An 18,301-nucleotide genomic window follows, 5' to 3' on the forward strand; every position below is an offset into this window, starting at 1 on the left:
TGCGAAGCGGTTTAGGGGCCGCTGGACGGAGTGTCGGCGCATGGATCAGGTGTTTGCGCCGTGGCGGATCGAGTGGGTCGAACGCGAGGAGTCGGACCCGGGCGTCGACTGCGTGTTCTGTGCGTTCCGGGACGACGACGCCGACCGCGAGAACCGGGTGGTCGCCCGGAGCGATCGGTCGTTCGTGCTGTTGAACAACTACCCGTACAACCCCGGGCACGTGATGGTCATCCCCCACGACCACACCGGGGAGTACGGCGAGCTTACCGAGGCGGCCCTGCTGGACCACGCCCGGCTGAAACAGCGGGCCTTCGACGCGCTGGAGACCGCGATGGGGCCGGACGCGTTCAACGCGGGACTGAACCTCGGCGGGTCCGCCGCCGGGGGGTCGATCGACGACCACCTCCACACCCACGTCGTCCCCCGGTGGGACGGCGACACGAACTTCATGCCGGTCGTCAGCGACACGAAGGTGATCGTCGAGGCGGTCGACGACACCTACGAGCGGCTACACGACGCGTTCGCCGAACAGGACGGGGCCGACGTGTCGGGGCCGGACAGCGCCGTTCGGTTCGCCTGAGCCCGAGCCGATTTCCGGATTCTGGAAACCACGCCCACCCGTCTTTACCGTGGCACCGGCAGCCACGGGTGTGGTCTCCGATGGCTGATACACCCCCTCCAACCGACGGACAGTCTGACAAATACCCGCCCCAGTCCGGGCGACGACGCTTCGTCAAGGGCATGGTCGGTGCCAGCGCACTGGCGGGCGCCGCGACTGCCGGCGGACTGGCGGTCGACGCGACGACCGATCAGAGCGGCGTCGGTGGCGGCGGCGCCACCTACGTCGGGATCAACAACATCGACGGTCCCGCCGGTCGGCCGATGCCGCTGTTGCCGATCGAGATCGACGACGGGGCGCTGAAAGGCGTCTGGCCGGCGGTCGTCGAGAAGACGAAAGGCGAGCGGACCTACCGCGTCGCCGAGGAGGAACTGGGCGGCCTGACCTACTCCCAGCGGTGGTTCCAGTACTGCGGCCTGGAGGTCACCGAGGGGTTACACCCGAACCCCGACCGGGACCCCTACCTCCGATCGGCCGGTCGCTACGACTGGCAGTCCGGTCTCGACGACGGGGCGAAACTCCGGGTCGAGCAGTTCCGGGACTACGAGGAGTGGGGCAACGGAATCGGGCGGGACGGCCTGGGCAAGCCCGCGCTGGCGACCTGGCGCTCGCAGGGCGACGTGACCACGCCGATCCAGGTGCTGGTGTTTCGTACCCCCGAACTCCCGAAGATGATCGCCGGCGAGGGCGAGTACGCCGAACTGTCACAGCGAGTGCGGACCTTCCTGGAAGCCGCGACCGCCGAGGAGTTCATGGCCTGGGTCAACAAGTGTACCCACCTCTGCTGTAACCCCGGCTACAAGACGATCCCCGGCAGCGCCGACTTCGGCGCCGAGAACCAGGTGTACTGTAACTGTCACCAGTCGGTCTACGATCCCTTCCGCCCGATCGAGAAGACCTTCGTCGCCCGCCCCCGCCCGCTGGGCTGATCGAGTGGCGAAGCGGCTTTGACGGGGGGCCGTCTACAGACGGCCGATGTCACGCCGTGCGACGCTCCGACGGGTCGGCCTCCTGGTCCTCGGTGTGAACCTCGTGCTGGCACTGCTGAAAGGCGGTGTCTGGGCCGTGACCGGCAGCTTCGCCGTCCAGTCCGAAGCCGTCAACAGCGCCGCCGACACCGCCTACTCGCTGGTCATCGTCGCCGGCCTCTATCTGACGACCCAGCCGCCCGACTTCGAACATCCACACGGCCACGAGCGGATCGAGCCGTTCGTCTCGCTGTTCGTCGCCGCGGGCATCTTCGTGGCCGGCGGCGTCGTCTTCTGGCAGGCCGGAACCGTCCTGCTCTCGGGCGATGTCGCCGTCACGCGCGGCCCGGCGGCGGTCTCGGTGCTGGTCCTCTCGGGGGTCGCCAAGTACGGCCTCTACCGCTACTGTCTGGCCGTCGGCCGGGACCGTAACTCGCCGGCGCTGGTCGCGACGGCGACGGACAACCGCAACGACATCCTCACCGCAGGGGCGGCGCTGGTCGGCGTCGCCGGCGCCCTGCTTGGGTTCCCGCTTGCGGACCCGCTGGCTGCGCTGGTCGTCGCCGTCGGCATCCTCTACACCGGCGTCGAGGTGGTCCAGGACAACGTCGCGTACCTCGTCGGCGCCGCACCGCCGGAGGACCTGCGCAAAGAGATCCTCAAGCGGGCGCTCTCACACCCGGAGGTCCGGGGCGCACACGACGTGATCGCTCACTACGTCGGCCCCGAGATCGACGTGAGCCTCCACATCGAGGTCGAGGGTGATCTCACCCTGCGGGAGGCCCACGACATCGAGACGGCCGTCATCAAGTCGGTCCAGGCCCTCCCCGAAGTCGACGACGTGTTCGTCCACGTCGACCCGAAGGAACTGGGCGAGTGGAAAGCCGACGACGAGGTCGAGCGACTCGCCGACCTGGAGTGAGCGTGGTTGGCCGGCGCGTCCAACAGGCTCAGCCGGACTCGTCGTCGGCGGGCCGCTCGTACGTCCGGACGAACCGCTGGCTGGCGACGGTCGCGGCGCTGATCGCGTCCAGCGCGTCGTCGTTCGCGGTCCCGCCCGCCAGTTCGAGCGGGGCGTCGAGGCCGTACACCTGGAAGCGATACTCCTCGGTCCCACCGGTGGCCGGACAGGGCGGATCGTAGCCGGGCGGCCCGCCCGACCGTCCTTGTCGCGCGCCCCCCAGGTCGTCGACCGTCGCCGTCCGCGGGAGGCCGGCGGGGATCTCGGTTCGGTCTGCGGGGACGTTCCAGAGCGTCCAGTGAACGGGCTCGATGATCGCGTCCCGGTTGGACTCGGCGGTCACGGCCAGCGCCGACACTGGCTCGGGGACCGACTCGACGGTGATCGGCGGTGACTCCCCCGCGCCGTCACAGGTGTACCGGGTCGGGAGCCGCCCGTCACTCCCGGGCAGCGAGACCCGCAGCGGCCGGCCGGGGCTCGACGAGCCGACACAGCCGGCGGTCCCGAGCGCTGTCCCCACTGCCGCCAGGAGCGAGCGGCGTCGCATACCACAACTGACGGCGTCGCGTACTTCCCCCCTTCGGTGCCGGTCGTCCTCGCGGGCCGTCCCCGATCACTGTTCGTACTCGGCGACGACGGCGTCGAAGTCCCGACCGAGAAACTCCCCGACGTACGCCGCCCAGCACTCCGGACAGAGTCGGTCGATCTGTGACGGACGAGGCCTGTCGACGAAGTCCCGACGGACGAGTTCGGTGTGGTTCGCTGTCCCCGGGAACGGCTCCCGACACCGGCCACACTCGTAGGTAGGCGTTTCGTCCGGCATACGTACGGCTACGGGCTCGGTAAGTATAGTTGTACGCCAAGCCGAGACAATCCGTCAGTCGGCGGCGAGCCGTGTTTCGATCGGTTCGCCGAAGGCGTACACCGTGTTGTGGCTCGTCACCTCGACATCGACCACGTCGCCCAGTTCCAGCCCGCGCTCCTGGGCGTCGGCGATGACGACCTGCCGGTACGCCTCGTCGTAGCCCACCAGCGACTCCTCGGTACCGTCCTCGACGAGCAACACGGAGGACTCCCGGCCGATCATCTCCTCGTAGGCCCCGCCGGTCACCTCCATCTTCAGTTCGGTCATGGCCTTCGAGCGGTCCTTCTTCGTCTGGCCCCCCAGTCCCTTCATGTCGGCGGCGTCGGTGCCGGGCCGCTTCGAGAACCGCGTGACGTTGATCTTCTCGGGGCGAGTCTCCCGGAGCAACGCCAAAGACTGCTCGTGGTCCTCGGGTTCCTCGGTGGGGAACCCGACGATGAAGTCCGTCGACAGCGTCCAGTAGTCCAGCGCGTCGTCGAAGGCCTCAACGACCTCGACGTACTCGGAGACGGCGTGCTGGCGGCGCATGTCCGCGAGCACGTCGTCGCTGCCCGACTGGACCGGCGCGTGGATGAAGTTGTACAGTTCGTCGTGCTCGGCGAACACCCGAGCGAGTTCCTCCCGGACCCCGTGGAGCCCCTTCGGGTTCGCCATTCCCACGCGGACCCGGAACTCGCCGTCGATCTCGGTGCAGATGCGCTCTAGCAGTTCGGGCAGCAGGCTCGTCCCCTGGTTGGTGTCCCAGCCGTAGACGCCGGTGTCCTGGCCCGTGATCCGGAGTTCCTTCGCGCCGGCGTGGACCAGCGCCCGGGCCTTCCGGACGTTCTCCTCGACGGAGGGGGAGTCGATGCGGCCCGTCGCCTGCTTGGTGATACAGTACGAGCAGTCCGACATGCACCCGCGGGCGATCGGGAGGATGCCGACGACGCCGTTGAGGACCGTCTCGGTGTCGGGCGTCACCGTCGGACACTCGCCGTTGAGGACGTGCTGGGGCACGTCGTCCCAGTGGAGGATCTCGGCGTCGACGCCGGCCTCGCGGAACTCGTCGCCCTGGGCCAGCGCCATACAGCCGGTCACGACGAGATCGGCCGGCGTCTCCGCGTCGAGTTCTTTGGCCCGTTCGAGCATGTTGCGCTCGGTCTTTTCGAGCACCGTGCAGGTGTTGAGGATCGCCACGTCCGCCGCTTCGGGGCCGTCGGCGGGGTGGTGGCCGCCCTCGCGGAGCGTCTGCTCGATCTGCTGGGTCTCACCTCTGTTGGAGGTACACCCGTACGTCTCGATGTGATAGCGGGCCATCTGCGGTCACGACATACTTCTCCCGGGCGGGCAAAAGCGCGACGGTTGGACCGCGAGGTCACCACTCCCGACCGGCCTGCTCCTGTGTCTCGCGCCACTCGCCGACGATCACGTCCCCGCTGGAGGCGCCGATCCGCTCGGCGCCGGCCTCGAACAGCGCCTTCGCGTCCGCCCACGAACCGACGCCGCCGCTGGCTTTGACCGGGAGGTAGTTGCTCAAGAGTTCCACGTCCGGGACCGTCGCGCCGCCCTCCGAGAACCCCGTCGCGGTCTTGAGGAAGGCGGCGTCGGCCTCGACGGCCAGGTCGCCGACGCGGTGCAGTTCGGCCTCGGTCAGCAGCGGCGCCTCGACGATGACCTTCACCGGGATCGGGACGGCGGCGACGACCTCGGCGATCTTCTCGCGGACGGCCTCGTCCTCGCCGGCTTGCAGGCGTCCGACGTTACAGACGAGGTCCAGTTCGTCGGCCCCGTCGTCCCAGGCCTGTCTGGCCTCGCTACAGGCCGCGTCCGGGCTCCCCTGGCCGTGCGGGAAGTCGATCACCGTCGACAGCGTGACGTTGGCGTAGTCGGTCGCCAGCGGGAGGTAACACGGCGGGATGCAGGCTCGTGTACCGTACTGGATGGCCTCGTCGAGACAGGTCCGCACGTCCTCGGGGGTCGTCGTCGGCCCCAGCACGGTGTGTTCGATCCGGTCGGGAACGTCGTCCATACGCCCGGCAACGACTGGCCGGCACGTAAACGTCTCGGCGCCCCGGGCCGGAACCTTTTCCCGCCCCCGGGTCCCCCGCTGGGGTATGGTACTGCCGTCGGGGTTCGGGTTGCCACCGTTGCCCTACCTGATCGCGCTCGTCTCCGGGGTCCTGTTGGTGACGGCGCTGTTGTACGCCGTCGAGCCACCGATCGACCAGCGCACGGTCGCCGCGCTGGCCCCGTGGATGGCCGTCGGCGGCGCGCTCCACGCGTTCAATCAACCGCCCATCGAGGCCTACGACGCGGTCTACCGGCCGCTGTTCGGGACGCCGTCGGTGTATCTCACGACCTACATCGTCCTGGGGACCGCCTGGATCGCCGCGTCGCTGTTCGGGGTTCGTAGCGGTCACGACGAGACCGTCACCCGTAACCTCGGACTCATCGGAACCGGTGTGTTCACCGTCCTCCTGGTGATCGGCGTCGCGATGGCGCTCGAATCAGGACTGCTGTCGCTCCTGTGGCCGACCGTTGCCGTCGTCGCGAGCGTCGTCGTCGCCGCGGTCGTCGTCCTCGTCGTCGCGCTGTGGCGGACCCCGGTGATGGTCCGCGCTCGCTACGCCGCGCCCGTCGTCGTGTTCGCGCACACGTTCGACGGTATCTCGACGGCCATCGGGACCGACATCCTCGGGATCGGCGAGCGCTCGCCGGTCCCGCGGGCGATCATGGAGTTCGCCGGCAGTCTCGAAGCCGCGTCGCTGATCGGGAGCGGGTGGCTGTTCGTGGTCGTCAAGCTGGTCGTCGCCGTCGGCGTCGTCCTCCTGATGCACCAGTACCTCGACGAGGAACCCGTCGAAGGCGGACTCTTGCTGTCGCTGATCGCCGCCGTCGGACTCGGGCCGGCGACGAACAACTTCGTCCTGTTCCTGTTTCTGGCGCCCTGACCGTCCGTTCGGGGTCGTCCGCTCGCCGGTCCCTCACGAATTTTTATTATCTAACCGACCCGACTACGAACGATGCGCGCCGCACGACTCCACGAGTACACACACGACATGTCCGCGGGTCTGTCGCTCGACGAAGTCGACGAACCGCAGGTATCGACGCCAACAGAGGTGGTCGTCTCCGTCGAGGGCGCAGGGTGGTGTCAGACCGACAACCACATCATCGAGGGGATGTGGGAGCAGTACGTCGAGCAGCCGCTCCCGATGACGCTGGGCCACGAGAACGCCGGGACCGTCGTCGAGACGGCCGAGGAGGTCGAACTCGTCTCCGAGGGCGATCAGGTGATCTGTCACCCGGTCCAGACCTGTGGCACCTGCCGGCCCTGTCGGCAGGGCGAGACGATGTACTGCGAGAACCAGTCGTTCAACGGGCTGACGACCGACGGGGGCTTCGCTAACGAGTTGCTCACGAGCGAGCGGGCGGTGATCCCGCTGCCCGACGGCGTCGACCCGGTCGACATCGCGCCCCACGCCGACGCCGGGATCACGGCCTACCACGCCGTCAAGAAGGCCGTCGACGGGCTCAACCCCGGTGACACCGCCGTCGTCATCGGAGTCGGCGGGCTGGGGCACATCGGCCTCCAGTGTCTGGACGCGATGAGCGCGGCCGACATCGTCGCCGTCGATCTCAAGGAGTCCGCCCGCGACCTCGCGGCCGATCTCGGCGCTCGCTACACGCTCGATCCCGAGAACGAGGACATCGCGAGCGAGGTCGCCGACATCAGCGACGGGGTCGGCGCGGCCCAGGTGCTCGATTTCGTCGGCGCCGACGAGACGACCGCGCTGGCGCCGGACCTGTGTGCCGCCGGCGGCGACCACCACATCATCGGCTACGGCGGCCACATCCACGAGCCGGCCCAGGCCCTGGTCAACGGCGAGTTCAGCTATCGGGGCAACATCGTCGGGCGGTACACCGAACTCCAGGAACTGGTCGCGCTGGTCGAGCGCGGCGAGGTCGACCTCCACACGACCCGGTACGACCTGAGCGAGGTCAACGACGTGGCGGTGGCGCTGGAAGCGCGGGAGATCGACGGCCGGGCGGTCATCACTCCCTGACCGGATCGGTCCGCAACGCCCTTTGTGCTGCCCGTCACACCGGACGGTATGCTCGCCCTCCCGCTCGGGCAGTGGGTGCTCGTCTGTCTCGCCTCCGGTGCCATGGCAGCGGCGCTGATGAACATCCCCATGTACGTCCAGCCACAGGGGTATCAGCCGGCCTCCGTCGCCGCTGCCGGGCTCCGCCGGTGTGATCCCACCGAGGTGAGCCAGCCCCTCGCTGTCGCGGTCCACCAGGTGACCGGGACGGTGGCGACCCTGCTGTACGGCGGCGTCGCCCTCGCGCTGTCGGTACTGCCGAGCCCGCTGTCGCTCAACGGCGTCCCGGTGATCCCCCACCTCGTCGGTGTCGCGGTGCTCACGCTGTTCATCTACTACTTCTTCGAACGGATCGCGATGCCACGCGCCGGCGGGAGTCTCCGCGAGGAGGCGACGCCGATCGTCCGCCAGTGGGCGCTGTCGGCGTTCATCTACGGTGTGACACTCGCGCTGTTGGTCCCGGTGATGGTCCGCCTACTCTCCTTCTGAGGCGACTCGACGCGAGAGGTTGCGGTACATCACGGCGTACAGCGCCACTGCCGCGAGCAGGCCGGCGGGGAGTCCGGCGGCCCAGGTCGGGCCGGTTCCGCCCTGTCGTGCGGTGATGACCGCCAGGCCCGCGAGGCCGAGTCCGACGCCGAGGGCGAACACGCCGGGCCAGAACATCCGCCGATCCAGTGGCGAGAGGTCGTCGCTCATAGCCCACCCAGGCGCTCCGCGCACCTCACTGTTGTGGCGAACCCCCGCCGTTTTTCGCCCCGCCAGTGCAACCGCGGATATGGCAAAACAGCCCCACCTGCTCGTCGAACCGGGCGATCTGACCGACATCGCGCTCATCCCGGGCGACCCGGGCCGGGTCGACCGCATCGCGAGCCACTGCGAGGACGCGGAGACGGTGGCACAGAACCGCGAGTACAAGGTCGTCAACGCGACCTACGAGGGCCGGGAGCTGACGATCTGTTCGACCGGGATCGGCTCCCCGTCGGCGGCCATCGCCGTCGAGGAACTGGCCGCCGTCGGCGTCGAGACGTTCATCCGCGTCGGCACCACCGGTGCGCTCCAGTCGGACATCGAGATCGGTGACATGGTGGTCGCGACCGGGGCCGCGAAAGACGAGGGGACCAGCGAGCGCTACGAGGCCGTGACCGTCCCGGCGGTCCCGGACTACGACGTGCTCTCGGCGCTGGTCGACGCCGCCGAGGCCAACGACGAGGCCGTCCACGTCGGCCCGATCGCCACCGACGACGCCTTCTACGCCGAGACGGACGCGTACGTCAGCGACTGGGAGGACGCCGGCCTGCTGGCCGTCGAGATGGAGGCGTCGGCGGTGTTCACCCTGGCCCGCCGGAAGGGGCTGGCCGCCGGCGCGATCTGTACCGTCGACGGCAACCTCGTCGAGGGGACACAGAAAGGCGAGACCGACGCCGACGAACTGCCCGAGAAGGCACGGAACAACGTCGAGCGGGCGATCGAACTCGGCCTGACAGCCGCAGCGTCGCTGTAGTCGCCGTCGGGGAGTGAAGGGCCTATGTACGCCCGGGGCCGACGACCGGTATGGACGAGTTCGCGGCGGAGACGAAAGTCGAGTGGCGCGAGTGGGGCGCCGAGGCCTTCGAGGCGGCCGCCGACAGCGGCCGGCCGGTCCTGCTTGCCCTGACCGTGCCCTGGAGCGAGGAGTGTCGGGCCATGGACCACGGGACCTACGGCGAGCCCCGTATCGCGGCCAACATCAACGACGGGTTCGTCCCCGTCCGGGTCGACGCCGACCGTAACCCCCGCGTCCGGGAGCGGTACACCATGGGCGGGTTCCCGTCGACCGTGGTTCTCACCCCCGACGGCGAGGTCATCACCGGCGCGACGTATCTCGGCCCGGACGGCTTCCGGGGCATCCTCGATAGCGTCCGCGAGGCCTGGGACTCCCGAGGGGTCGAGGCGGGCTCGATCCCCAGACAGCTTCAGGACGAGGCCCCGCCGGCGGGCGAGTTGCGCCCCCGGATCGAGGAGCACATGGTCGAACAGTTGCTGGGCGCCTACGACGACGAGTTCGGCGGCTGGGGCACCGACGTGAAGTTCCCGCTCGCCCGGACCGTCGAGTTCGCGCTGGTCCGGGCCCGCGACCAGGCGACCCGGACGCTCGAAGCGATCCACACCCACCTGTTCGACACCTACGACGGCGGCTTCTTCCGGTACGCGACCGACCGGAGCTGGGCGAGCCCCCGTCGGGAGAAACTGCTCGACGAGAACGCCGCGCTGGTCCGGGCGTTCGCCCACGGCTACCGGTACACCGGGACCGAGACCTACCGCGACGCCGCCCAGCGGACCGCCGAGTATCTCACGACGACGCTGTGGGCCGACGACGCCGACGCCTTCGCCGGCAGCCAGGCCGGCGTCGACGACTACTACCGGCTCGAACCCAGCGAGCGCGAGGAGGCCGACCCGCCGTACGTCGACGGGACGGTGTTCGCCGACCGGAACGGCCTGGCGGTCGACGGCCTGCTGTGGCTCGCGGCCTACACCGACGACGAGCGCGCCCGGCGGTACGCCGAGCGGGCCAGGGACAGCGTCTGCGAGCAGTTGGTCGAGGACGGCGCGGTCGCCCACTACGACGGGGCCGACAGCGAGCGCGGCCTCCTCGGGGACCAGGCCGGCCTGCTCCAGGGGCTGACGACCAGTTGGCAGGTGACCGGCGAGGCCGGGCCGGCCCAGGCGGTCGCCGACTGGACTATCGAGCACCGCCAGGAGGACAACGGCGCGTTCCGGGACGGCCCCGACAGCGGCGCCGGCCTCTGCGGGCGCTCGTTGCACCCCCTCGACACGACGGTCGAACTGGCCGACGCCCTGGTCGACCTCGCCGCGCTGACCGGCGACGACCGGTACCGACAGGCCGCGACCGAGGCGGTCGAGGCGTTCGCCGGGGCCGCGGAACGGATGGGCGTCGAGGTGGCCGGCTACGCCGCCGTGGCGGCCCGGCTCCGCGACCCCCAGGCAGTCGTCGTCGGGACCGAGGCGGGAACCGACCTCCACCGCGCGGCGCTGCGACTGGCCGACCACGAGACGACGGTCGTCCCGGACCCCGAGGGCGACGGCGTCGCGCGACGCCGGGAAGCCGGGACCGTCACGGCCGAGGCCGAGACGCCGGCCGCACTGGAGACGGCACTGACCGGCGGGGAGTAGCGGCGCGGAGAAACGGTAAACACACAGCTAGTTTTTTGGGACGGCCAGTTCATATGCGGATATGGCGAGCCTACGCGACCTCGGTCTCTCTGAATACGAGGCACGGGCCTACAGATCGCTGCTGGAGACTGGCCCGACCACGGCCAAGGAGTTGTCCCGTGCCAGTGACGTGCCGATGGGGCGGATCTACGACGTACTCAACAGTCTGGTGACCTACAACCTCGTCCGGAGCCAGACGGCGAGTCGGCCGAAGAAGTACGTCGCCGTCGAACCGGAGACGGCGCTCGATCGGCTGCTGGAGGACAAGAAACGGGAACTCGAAGAGAAGTCCCAGCAGTACGAGAGCATCGTCGACGACCTCGCAGAGCAGTTAGAGAGCGCCGACCCGGTCGAGGAGCCGTTCTGGACGGCCGCGGTCGGGCCCGAGGACTCGCTCGACCTCCTGTTGGAGCGACTGGCTGCCGCCGACCACCGGATCGTCATGGTCGGCTCCTCGCCGGCCCGGCAGGTCGACATCCGGGCCGGGACCGAACGGATCGTCGACGAGCTAGAGGCGGCCCTGGAGCGTGGCGTCGACGTGTCGCTACTGGTCCGGCCGGACCTCTTCGAGAACCTCCCCGAGTCGGCCAACCAGGAGTACTACGACCGGCTTGCGCCGTACGACAACTACACCGCCCGCGCCAGTTCGAACATCACGACGACGTTCGAACTCATCGACGATATCGAGGTGTGCATCGAGGTTCCCCACCCCCTCGGACTGGAGGAGACCTTCGGCGTCATCGATCTCAAAGACCCCGACTTCACCGAGGACATCAGCGAGGCGTTCGTCGACCACTGGGAGTCGGCGACGCCGATTCGGCCGCCCTGAGCGAGTCGACCGGTCCGGCGGCGGGCGTCGCACCCCGACATAATTTGTGTCCCGTCGCCGACGAGCCGTGTATGGACGGCACGCGGACGGACCGTCGGACGTTCCTCCGAGCGGCAGCAGGCGTCGTCGGCCTGGGATCGACCGGTGGCTGTCTGACCCTGCAGGAACCCGACGACGGGCCGAGCACGGCTGTCTCGACACCGACACGGCAGACGGACGCACAAACCACGTCGCCGCCGGCCACGGCCACAGTCTCCGCGGACGTTCCGGGGCCGGCCCGGTGGGTCCGCCGGACGCGCGCACCGGTCCGACAGCGGCCGGTCGCCGCGAACGGCCTGGTCCTCGTCGGCAGCACCGACCGGCACCTGTACGCGTTCGACGCTGCGGACGGTTCCCGGGAGTGGGTCGTCGAGTTCGAGACCGAACCGCTGTTCACCGTCGCCGGGGACACCGCTGTCGTGCTGGGCGACTTTCGTGTCTACGCGATCGACGTGACGACGGGGGCGATACGGTGGGAGAAGGCCTCGACGGCCACCAGCTATCGGCCCCTCGCCGTCGACGACACCGTCTTCCTGGGCGCCCGGTCGCGGATCGGGGTCCGCGTCGTCGCCCGGTCGCTGTCCTCGGGAGACGTACAGTGGCTCTTCACCGAGCGCGACACCGACGAGCGGACCTTCGTCGTCGCGCAACCGGCCTACGAGGACGGCCTCGTCTGTGTCGTCGCGGGGAAGGGCGGACAGCGCCCTAGCACACACAGCGCGGCGTACGGAATCGACGCCGAGACAGGCGAGAAGCGCTGGCAGACCGCCGTCAACGCGAACGTCGGCGAGTTGAACGTCGCTTCGGCCGACGGGTACGCTGTCAGCGGCGGGCACGACGGGACCCTCCACGCGTTCGACACCGAGACCGGCGACCACGCGTGGCAACGCGACGATCTGGACGCGTACTTCGTCACCGCGATCGGAGAGAGGATCTACACCGGGGGCGATCGGTTTCGCGCGATCGATCCGGCGACCGGTCGGACGGAGTGGGCGTTCAGCGGTCACGAGACGGACTCGTTTGCCGCCCCGGCCGTCCACGACGGCGCTTTCCTCGTTCCGTCGGACGGACGGCTGTACGAACTGGGCGCGGACGGGCAGCGCCGCGGCGCGGTCGAGATGATCGACGAGGTGTCGACCGGCGCCGCCGCCGACAGCGCTGGCGTCTACGTCGGTGCCGAGGACGCGAGCGTCTACGCGTACCGACACCCCGATACGTGATCCGCCCGCGCCGTCAGGTCTCGACGCGGTACGCTCGCACGCCATCCGCGCCCAACACGACGACCTGCCGGTCGAGGGCGAAGACGAGGTCGGCCGACAGCGGCAGGTCCCGTTCGACGTGGACCGTCCCGGTCACGGCGTCGATCCCGAGCAGCGTCCGGCCCCGCGCCGTCCAGACGACGCCGCGCGCTGCCGAGACGGGCGAGAGCCGGTCGTCGCGCTGGACGCGCCAGCGACGGTCCCCAGTGGTGCGGTCGAGTCCGTAGACGGCGTTGTCACTCGCGGTGAACGCCAGGGTCTCACCCCAGGCAGTAACGGAGCGAAGGTCGCCGAACGGTTCGTACCGCCAGCGGACCTCGTTGGCCACCGGGTCGTAGGCGACGATCGGGTCGGCCGTCCGTGGTTCCGGGAGGTACACCGTCCCCTCGTGGACGAACAGGAGCCGCCCGTGTGGGAACCACCCGGTACTGACTCCCGGAACGGAGGACGGTTGCTGTCCGGGCGGGAGCGGTCGGCCGTCGATCGCCGTGTAGCCCCGGAAACTGTCGCTGAAGCCGAGATAGAACCGGCCGTCGACGACCGGCGAGATCGAGTTTGGCCGATCGATCCCGTCGACACGCCACTGTCGCTCGCCACTCGCCAGCGATACCGCGTCGACCACCCCGGACCGATCGCTGTCGAACCGGACGGGAAGCAGTACCGTTCCGGCGTCCGGGCCGGCGACCGGGAGTACCAACAGGTCCCCGTCTGTCTCGTAGCGCCACCGCTCGCTCCCGTCCGAGAGCGCGAGCGCGTGGAGCGTCCCCGCCGTCGTCCCCACGAGCACCGTCGATCCGACGACCCGCGGCGGGAGCGTGACACCGGCGTCGAGAGTCGTTCGCCACTGCTCGCTCCCGTCCCCGAGCGACCGCGCGACGTAGGTCTGCCTGCCGGGTCGCTGCGTGAGGACCGTCTCGGCCGCCACCAGGCCGGCCTGGGAGAACTCCAGTTCCGGCTCCGTCTCCCACACGACCGAGAGCGAGGAAGGATCGAGCCCCCCGTCGGCGGGCGACGTGGACGTGCGCTGTGTCGCCCCACCGGCGTCGGCCGTCGGTCGGTCGTCGGGTGTCACGTCCCCGTCAGACGGCGACTGGCCGGTCTCAGTCGTGGCTCGGAGACACCCGGAAGTCAGGGCGGTTCCGAGCGTCGTCAGCAGGCGGCGGCGGTTCGGTCCGGACACGACTCCTCGTCGGTTCAACGGTTACGCGCAGTGGGTCATAACGGTACTGCCACGCCGGACGACTCAACTGGATCGAGTCCCAACGGGACGCCGTGACACACGACACACCGAACGGCGCGCCGGACCGGCGTGTGTGGTGCCGGAACTGCCGGCTCAGCGTCGTCCCGGAGACGCCGGACGGAGAACCGACGTGTCCGGCCTGTGGTGGCACACTGGACGCTCTGAGCACCGAGTGAACGACTGTCCCGGCCGACTGCCCTCAGTCGTCCGCCGCGGCAGCGTCGGCCGTGATCTCGCCGCGGAGGGCGCCCAGTTTCGCCACCCGCTCGGCGTGGGCGTTGTGCTGGTGGATCGACTCGTCGTTGGACTGTTTCATCGTGACGACGGCCTCGTCGTCCAGATCGGGGAACCGCTCGACGACGCCCTCAGCGAGCGCCCGAACGCAGTCCTCGACGAACTTGGCGTCCTTGTGTGCCTCGTAGGTCATGTGGTCCTCGTCAGGCCGTTTCGCGAGGTTGTAGATCCGCGCGCTCATCGAGTCCCGAGCGACCTCGATGAGTTCGTTGAGATCGACCTCGGGCGCGCCGTCGCTCTCGACGGTCAGCGTGGCGTGACCGCGCTGTGAGTGGCCCGCCTGGGGCATCGCTTCGAGGAACTCGTCGATGACCTCGTCCTCGACGTTCATCCCGCGCAGCGTCTGGCGGGCGCGGGCCGCGGACATCCCCTGTGAACAGGGACAGACCGTCATGCCGGTGACGCGGGCACCGATCTCCTCGCTGGTCCCGTCCTCGGTCGCGGTGGCCGAGGCGATGATGTCGGCCGTCGACTGGGTCGCCACGTCCGACTGTGGCGTCCGCTCGTGGGTGACGTACTCCGCTTCCATGCGGACCTCCGCTTTGGTCGTGTAGTCGTGTTTCTGCAGGAGGAGTTCCGCGGCGTCGCCACAGACATCCTCCACGCGGTAGGCTTCCTCGGAGACGGCCGTCTCCAGCGTCTCGTCGATGACCTCCATGTTGCGGGACATGTCGGCCCCCTTTCGCCAGGACGGGAGGTCGACGAACACCTCGAACTCCGCCATCAGGACGATCGGATCGCGGTCGCGTCGCCCCAGCTTGACAAGCTTCTCGACACCTGTCACACCGACGCGGTTGAGGCCGACGGTGACATCCGGACTCGACGCCTGTACGTCCGGGAGTTGCTGACTCATTGACCGTCCTAGGGAAGAGACACCGTTAGTGCTTTCGGAAGGGTAGCCCGGGAGAACCGACAGGAAACCGGGGCGTGCGGGACGGTCTCACTCGTTGTCGAGCCACTCGCGGTCGGACCCGATATCGGCGAACATCTTCTGGAAGTCCCGGTTGTCAAGCGACGAGGTGAGGTCGTCGAGTTCGTCCCGTTTCTCGGTCATGTCCGACTCCAGTGCCTCGAACTCCTCGCTGGTTTCGAGTTCCTCGACGGGCTTGCTCGACCGCAGAGCGGCGTACTTGGCCGTCAACGAGTAGTACTCCCGGAGTTGGTCCTCGTAGTCGACACACTTGTAGAGGCGTTCGATGGTCTCAAACAGCGCCTCGGGGGACACCGGCTTGACGATGTAGTCGTCGAAGGGCATCTCGATGATGTCCAGGTCGGGGTCGACCGCCGTCACCATGGCGACCCGTGCCTCGATCCCGCGGTCACGGACCTCTTCGAGCACCTCGTCGCCGGAGATGTCCGGCATCCGACGGTCGAGCAGGACGACATCGATCGCCGCGGACAGTTTCTCCAGTGCCTCGGCACCGCTGTAGGCGACCTCGACCTCGTATCGCTGGTCGACAGTCTCGGCGTACGCATCGGCGACGGCCGACTCGTCGTCGACGACCAACACCGTCAGCTTCCCCTGGTGTGTCATCTGGTACCAGTATAAGTACCCCCACGACGGACAAAAACGTTCCGGCGTCCACGACGGCGAAGCAAACCCCCGGTCCGGCCGCCGTCGCCGATTCGTCGCTGGACTACTCTCCGACGATGTCGTCGTACCGTGCCCCGGTCTGTTTCAGCGTCGCCGTCGAGTACAGGCGGTCGTGGTCGTACGGCAGGTGGTCGGTCGCCAGGTCGTCGATCTTCGCGTCGACGGCCTCGCTCTCCCGCCCGTGGATCATCGTAAACAGGTTGTACGGCCAGTTCTGGTCGGGCCGCCGTGGCCGGTGGTAACAGAGCGTCACGTAGGGCAGTTCGCCGACGGCCTGGCCGCGCCGGTCCAGGTCGTCGTCTGGCACGTCCCAGACGACCATGCAGTTGCTGTCGAAGCCGGTGACGATGTGGTTGACCACGCAGCCGATCCGCTTGATACAGTTGTCGGCGCGCAGAGCCTCGATAGCCGAGAGAACGTCCGCGACATCGGCGTCGACGGCCGCCGCGACATCCCGATACGGGGTCGCCGTCAGCGGAACCCCCTCCTGGATCTCAAGGAGCAATCGCCGGTCGAGCGCCGAGAGGTCCGCGGCGGCGTCCTCGCTGATCCGGGTCGCGCTGGCGTCGGTCTCCTCCAGGCCCTCTCCGGCTCGCGGGTCCCCCGCTCGCCCGTCCGGGGACCCGCTCTCCGGGCGCGTCTCCCTCGCGAATCGGTCCCCGTTGACGACCGGGAACTCCAAGTCGATGTAGTAGTCCGTCAGCATCGGGAGCACGAGCACGTCACAGCCGGTCCGGGCTTCGATGTCGGCGATGATCTCGTCGCGTTTCGCTCGCGAGCCGGCCGTGACGACGAACCACATGTTCCACTCGTGGTCGCGGGCGTAGTTGTGGTTGACCTGCCGGTAGCCGTTGATCACCTCGGCGACCTCGTCGAAGCGGTCCTCCGATACGCTGACGGCGGCGAGTGTCGACGAGCCGATCACCGGTGGGTTGAGGACGGGGCCGAACCGCCGGAAGACTCCCTCCTCGCGGAGCCGTTCGACGCGGGCGAGCGCGTCGGCGGGGTCGACGCCGAGTGCCTGGCCGACCGCCTCGAAAGGCCGTTCTTCGATCGGGAAGTCGCTCTGGAACCCGTCGATGAGAGCGGCGTCCACGTCGTCGATGCGCTCGCGCCAGTCACCCGACTGGAGGCTCATTGGCTGTCGTTAGGAGTCGAGGGGTGTATCCCTTTCGTCCGGCCCGAGCGTTCCCAGCGGATGGGAACGAAACGCAGGGGCTTTTGAACTCGCGCCCGAACGGGTTCCCATGGCTCAAGCGACCCGGGAGTACGGCGAATGGCCGCTCAAGCGACTGATGACCGAAGTCGTCGGCTCCGGCCACAAGTCCGCCGACGACATGACACGCGACCAGGCCCGGGAGGCGTTCCAGCGCATCCTCGACGACGAGCCCGACCACACCACACTCGGGGCGTTCTGGCTCGCCAACCGCTGGAAGCGAAACACCCCCGAGGAACTGGGCGCCTACGTCGACGTGATGCACGAGGAGTCGGTCGTCACCGCCGAACCCGACGCCGATCCGGTCGACTGTGGCGCGAACTACGACGGCAAAGGGCGTTCGGCGATCCTCGGCGTCGCTGCCGGCCTGGTCGCCGCCGCCGCAGGGACACCCGTCGTCGTCCACTCGGGCGACCGGGTCCCGACACAGAAACAGGACGCCTACAAGCACGTCCTGGACGAACTGGGCGTCCGCACCGAGATCGACCCTCAGGAGAGTGCCGACATGGTCGACGACGTGGGCTTTGGCTTCTACTACCAGCCCGAGTTCAACCCCGGGATCGACGCCCTGTTCGACCGGCGTGACAACATGGGCGTGCGGTCGTTCGTCAACACCGTCGAGACGCTCGCCAACCCCGCCGGCGCCGATGTCCACCTGGGCAGTTTCTATCACCTCCCGTTCGCCAAGAAGATGGTCCGGACGCTCACCAACTCCACGGAGAGCACCGTCTCGCGGGCCCTGTTCTTCCAGGGGATGGAGGGGTACGACGACGTGCGCCCCGGCGAGACCATCGTCGCCGAGTGGCCCGTCGAGGGCGCCGACTCGGACGACGAGGACATCGCGGACTTCGAGATCCGCACGGCGGAGTACGGGATGGATCTGGTCAGCGAAGACCTCCAGGTCGAGAACGTCGCCGAGGAGTCCGCCGAGATCACCGAGGCGGTCCTGACCGGCGAGCGTGAGGACGGCTTCGCGGACGCCGTCGCGCTCAACGCCGCCCTCCGAATCTACGCCCGCGAGGACGCCGACAGCATCGAGGACGGCCTCGAACAGGCCCGCGCGGCGATCGAGGACGGAAGCGCCGCCGACGCGCTGGAGGACCTCCGGGCGTTCTGAACTGG

The 18,301-nt window shown here is 68.9% G+C and carries 21 protein-coding genes; 12 read left to right on the top strand and 9 right to left on the bottom strand.

Annotated elements, in window-relative coordinates:
* Nucleotides 1-40: 40 nt before the first annotated feature.
* From P1L40_RS05100 to P1L40_RS05110, 3 genes are all read left to right on the top strand, one after another.
* Nucleotides 41-580, top strand: a complete 540-nt coding sequence (locus P1L40_RS05100) for an HIT family protein (protein WP_284010244.1) — start codon at nucleotides 41-43, stop codon at nucleotides 578-580.
* Between the two features lie 80 nt (nucleotides 581-660).
* Nucleotides 661-1,548 (top strand): Rieske 2Fe-2S domain-containing protein, encoded by an 888-nt coding sequence (locus P1L40_RS05105; RefSeq protein WP_284010245.1) that lies wholly within the window; start codon nucleotides 661-663, stop codon nucleotides 1,546-1,548.
* Between the two features lie 46 nt (nucleotides 1,549-1,594).
* Nucleotides 1,595-2,509: a cation diffusion facilitator family transporter gene (locus P1L40_RS05110; protein ID WP_284010246.1), complete on the top strand. Its 915-nt coding sequence runs from the start codon at nucleotides 1,595-1,597 to the stop codon at nucleotides 2,507-2,509.
* A gap of 28 nt (nucleotides 2,510-2,537) precedes the next feature.
* Here the strand turns inward: P1L40_RS05110 and P1L40_RS05115 are convergent, their stop codons facing one another.
* From P1L40_RS05115 to deoC, 4 genes are all read right to left on the bottom strand, one after another.
* Complete coding sequence (locus P1L40_RS05115) at nucleotides 2,538-3,095, bottom strand: YbhB/YbcL family Raf kinase inhibitor-like protein (RefSeq protein WP_284010247.1); 558 nt, start codon at nucleotides 3,093-3,095, stop codon at nucleotides 2,538-2,540.
* A gap of 66 nt (nucleotides 3,096-3,161) precedes the next feature.
* Complete coding sequence (locus P1L40_RS05120; protein ID WP_284010248.1) at nucleotides 3,162-3,371, bottom strand: hypothetical protein; 210 nt, start codon at nucleotides 3,369-3,371, stop codon at nucleotides 3,162-3,164.
* Between the two features lie 54 nt (nucleotides 3,372-3,425).
* Nucleotides 3,426-4,709: a tRNA (N(6)-L-threonylcarbamoyladenosine(37)-C(2))-methylthiotransferase gene (locus tag P1L40_RS05125; protein WP_284010249.1), complete on the bottom strand. Its 1,284-nt coding sequence runs from the start codon at nucleotides 4,707-4,709 to the stop codon at nucleotides 3,426-3,428.
* A gap of 58 nt (nucleotides 4,710-4,767) precedes the next feature.
* Entirely contained in the window at nucleotides 4,768-5,421 is a 654-nt protein-coding gene (deoC, locus tag P1L40_RS05130) for a deoxyribose-phosphate aldolase (protein ID WP_284010250.1), read from the bottom strand.
* Nucleotides 5,422-5,506: 85 nt separating this feature from the next.
* Between deoC and P1L40_RS05135 the strand changes: the two genes are divergently transcribed.
* The 3 genes from P1L40_RS05135 to P1L40_RS05145 all read left to right on the top strand — a co-directional run bounded on the left by P1L40_RS05135 (nucleotide 5,507) and on the right by P1L40_RS05145 (nucleotide 7,984).
* A complete protein-coding gene (locus P1L40_RS05135; protein WP_284010251.1) occupies nucleotides 5,507-6,343 on the top strand; it encodes a DUF63 family protein in 837 nt (278 codons plus the stop codon).
* A 72-nt stretch (nucleotides 6,344-6,415) separates the two neighbouring features.
* Nucleotides 6,416-7,456, top strand: coding sequence for an NAD(P)-dependent alcohol dehydrogenase (locus tag P1L40_RS05140; protein ID WP_284010252.1), 1,041 nt, complete (start codon nucleotides 6,416-6,418; stop codon nucleotides 7,454-7,456).
* A gap of 48 nt (nucleotides 7,457-7,504) precedes the next feature.
* On the top strand, nucleotides 7,505-7,984 hold the full coding sequence (locus P1L40_RS05145; RefSeq protein WP_284010253.1) for a hypothetical protein: 480 nt from the start codon (nucleotides 7,505-7,507) through the stop codon (nucleotides 7,982-7,984).
* Here P1L40_RS05145 and P1L40_RS05150 read toward each other — a convergent pair.
* Entirely contained in the window at nucleotides 7,970-8,194 is a 225-nt protein-coding gene (locus P1L40_RS05150) for a hypothetical protein (RefSeq protein WP_284010254.1), read from the bottom strand. The genes P1L40_RS05145 and P1L40_RS05150 overlap by 15 nt on opposite strands.
* Before the next feature lie 79 nt (nucleotides 8,195-8,273).
* Between P1L40_RS05150 and P1L40_RS05155 the strand changes: the two genes are divergently transcribed.
* The 4 genes from P1L40_RS05155 to P1L40_RS05170 all read left to right on the top strand — a co-directional run bounded on the left by P1L40_RS05155 (nucleotide 8,274) and on the right by P1L40_RS05170 (nucleotide 12,796).
* On the top strand, nucleotides 8,274-8,999 hold the full coding sequence (locus P1L40_RS05155) for a nucleoside phosphorylase (RefSeq protein ID WP_284010255.1): 726 nt from the start codon (nucleotides 8,274-8,276) through the stop codon (nucleotides 8,997-8,999).
* 50 nt (nucleotides 9,000-9,049) lie between these two features.
* Complete coding sequence (locus tag P1L40_RS05160) at nucleotides 9,050-10,669, top strand: DUF255 domain-containing protein (RefSeq protein WP_284010256.1); 1,620 nt, start codon at nucleotides 9,050-9,052, stop codon at nucleotides 10,667-10,669.
* A 61-nt stretch (nucleotides 10,670-10,730) separates the two neighbouring features.
* Entirely contained in the window at nucleotides 10,731-11,537 is an 807-nt protein-coding gene (locus P1L40_RS05165; protein ID WP_284010257.1) for a TrmB family transcriptional regulator, read from the top strand.
* Nucleotides 11,538-11,608: 71 nt separating this feature from the next.
* Nucleotides 11,609-12,796, top strand: coding sequence for an outer membrane protein assembly factor BamB family protein (locus tag P1L40_RS05170; RefSeq protein WP_284010258.1), 1,188 nt, complete (start codon nucleotides 11,609-11,611; stop codon nucleotides 12,794-12,796).
* Between the two features lie 13 nt (nucleotides 12,797-12,809).
* Here P1L40_RS05170 and P1L40_RS05175 read toward each other — a convergent pair whose 3' ends face one another.
* Nucleotides 12,810-14,015 carry an outer membrane protein assembly factor BamB family protein gene (locus tag P1L40_RS05175; protein WP_284010259.1) on the bottom strand — a complete coding sequence of 402 codons (1,206 nt, stop codon included), beginning with the start codon at nucleotides 14,013-14,015 and terminating at the stop codon, nucleotides 12,810-12,812.
* Between the two features lie 92 nt (nucleotides 14,016-14,107).
* Between P1L40_RS05175 and P1L40_RS05180 the strand changes: the two genes are divergently transcribed.
* Nucleotides 14,108-14,251 carry a hypothetical protein gene (locus tag P1L40_RS05180; protein ID WP_284010260.1) on the top strand — a complete coding sequence of 48 codons (144 nt, stop codon included), beginning with the start codon at nucleotides 14,108-14,110 and terminating at the stop codon, nucleotides 14,249-14,251.
* 23 nt (nucleotides 14,252-14,274) lie between these two features.
* Here P1L40_RS05180 and mptA read toward each other — a convergent pair whose 3' ends face one another.
* The 3 genes from mptA to ahbB form a co-directional block, all read right to left on the bottom strand.
* On the bottom strand, nucleotides 14,275-15,222 hold the full coding sequence (gene mptA, locus P1L40_RS05185; RefSeq protein ID WP_284010261.1) for a GTP cyclohydrolase MptA: 948 nt from the start codon (nucleotides 15,220-15,222) through the stop codon (nucleotides 14,275-14,277).
* Between the two features lie 87 nt (nucleotides 15,223-15,309).
* The gene (locus P1L40_RS05190) at nucleotides 15,310-15,903 is read right to left on the bottom strand and encodes a response regulator (protein WP_284010262.1); all 594 of its coding nucleotides are present in this window, start codon (nucleotides 15,901-15,903) and stop codon (nucleotides 15,310-15,312) included.
* A gap of 103 nt (nucleotides 15,904-16,006) precedes the next feature.
* Nucleotides 16,007-17,101, bottom strand: coding sequence for a siroheme decarboxylase subunit beta (ahbB, locus tag P1L40_RS05195; protein WP_284010263.1), 1,095 nt, complete (start codon nucleotides 17,099-17,101; stop codon nucleotides 16,007-16,009).
* A gap of 109 nt (nucleotides 17,102-17,210) precedes the next feature.
* Here ahbB and P1L40_RS05200 point away from each other — a divergent pair, with 109 nt between their 5' ends.
* Complete coding sequence (locus P1L40_RS05200) at nucleotides 17,211-18,296, top strand: anthranilate phosphoribosyltransferase (RefSeq protein ID WP_284010264.1); 1,086 nt, start codon at nucleotides 17,211-17,213, stop codon at nucleotides 18,294-18,296.
* Nucleotides 18,297-18,301: the final 5 nt, after the last annotated feature.

This window comes from Haloarcula pelagica (genome assembly GCF_030127105.1).
GTDB classification, from domain to species: domain Archaea; phylum Halobacteriota; class Halobacteria; order Halobacteriales; family Haloarculaceae; genus Haloarcula; species Haloarcula pelagica.

Excerpts from the sequence above, each read along its gene's own strand:
- ahbB (WP_284010263.1), bottom strand. The coding sequence starts at position 17,101 with ATGAGCCTCCAGTCGGGTGACTGGCGCGAGCGCATCGACGACGTGGAC.
- P1L40_RS05120 (WP_284010248.1), bottom strand. The coding sequence starts at position 3,371 with ATGCCGGACGAAACGCCTACCTACGAGTGTGGCCGGTGTCGGGAGCCG.
- P1L40_RS05150 (WP_284010254.1), bottom strand. The coding sequence starts at position 8,194 with ATGAGCGACGACCTCTCGCCACTGGATCGGCGGATGTTCTGGCCCGGC.
- P1L40_RS05170 (WP_284010258.1), top strand. The coding sequence starts at position 11,609 with ATGGACGGCACGCGGACGGACCGTCGGACGTTCCTCCGAGCGGCAGCA.
- P1L40_RS05190 (WP_284010262.1), bottom strand. The coding sequence starts at position 15,903 with ATGACACACCAGGGGAAGCTGACGGTGTTGGTCGTCGACGACGAGTCG.
- P1L40_RS05145 (WP_284010253.1), top strand. The coding sequence starts at position 7,505 with ATGCTCGCCCTCCCGCTCGGGCAGTGGGTGCTCGTCTGTCTCGCCTCC.
- P1L40_RS05100 (WP_284010244.1), top strand. The coding sequence starts at position 41 with ATGGATCAGGTGTTTGCGCCGTGGCGGATCGAGTGGGTCGAACGCGAG.
- P1L40_RS05155 (WP_284010255.1), top strand. The coding sequence starts at position 8,274 with ATGGCAAAACAGCCCCACCTGCTCGTCGAACCGGGCGATCTGACCGAC.
- P1L40_RS05200 (WP_284010264.1), top strand. The coding sequence starts at position 17,211 with ATGGCTCAAGCGACCCGGGAGTACGGCGAATGGCCGCTCAAGCGACTG.
- mptA (WP_284010261.1), bottom strand. The coding sequence starts at position 15,222 with ATGAGTCAGCAACTCCCGGACGTACAGGCGTCGAGTCCGGATGTCACC.
- P1L40_RS05160 (WP_284010256.1), top strand. The coding sequence starts at position 9,050 with ATGGACGAGTTCGCGGCGGAGACGAAAGTCGAGTGGCGCGAGTGGGGC.
- P1L40_RS05110 (WP_284010246.1), top strand. The coding sequence starts at position 1,595 with ATGTCACGCCGTGCGACGCTCCGACGGGTCGGCCTCCTGGTCCTCGGT.
- P1L40_RS05105 (WP_284010245.1), top strand. The coding sequence starts at position 661 with ATGGCTGATACACCCCCTCCAACCGACGGACAGTCTGACAAATACCCG.
- P1L40_RS05125 (WP_284010249.1), bottom strand. The coding sequence starts at position 4,709 with ATGGCCCGCTATCACATCGAGACGTACGGGTGTACCTCCAACAGAGGT.
- deoC (WP_284010250.1), bottom strand. The coding sequence starts at position 5,421 with ATGGACGACGTTCCCGACCGGATCGAACACACCGTGCTGGGGCCGACG.
- P1L40_RS05140 (WP_284010252.1), top strand. The coding sequence starts at position 6,416 with ATGCGCGCCGCACGACTCCACGAGTACACACACGACATGTCCGCGGGT.
- P1L40_RS05115 (WP_284010247.1), bottom strand. The coding sequence starts at position 3,095 with ATGCGACGCCGCTCGCTCCTGGCGGCAGTGGGGACAGCGCTCGGGACC.
- P1L40_RS05165 (WP_284010257.1), top strand. The coding sequence starts at position 10,731 with ATGGCGAGCCTACGCGACCTCGGTCTCTCTGAATACGAGGCACGGGCC.
- P1L40_RS05135 (WP_284010251.1), top strand. The coding sequence starts at position 5,507 with ATGGTACTGCCGTCGGGGTTCGGGTTGCCACCGTTGCCCTACCTGATC.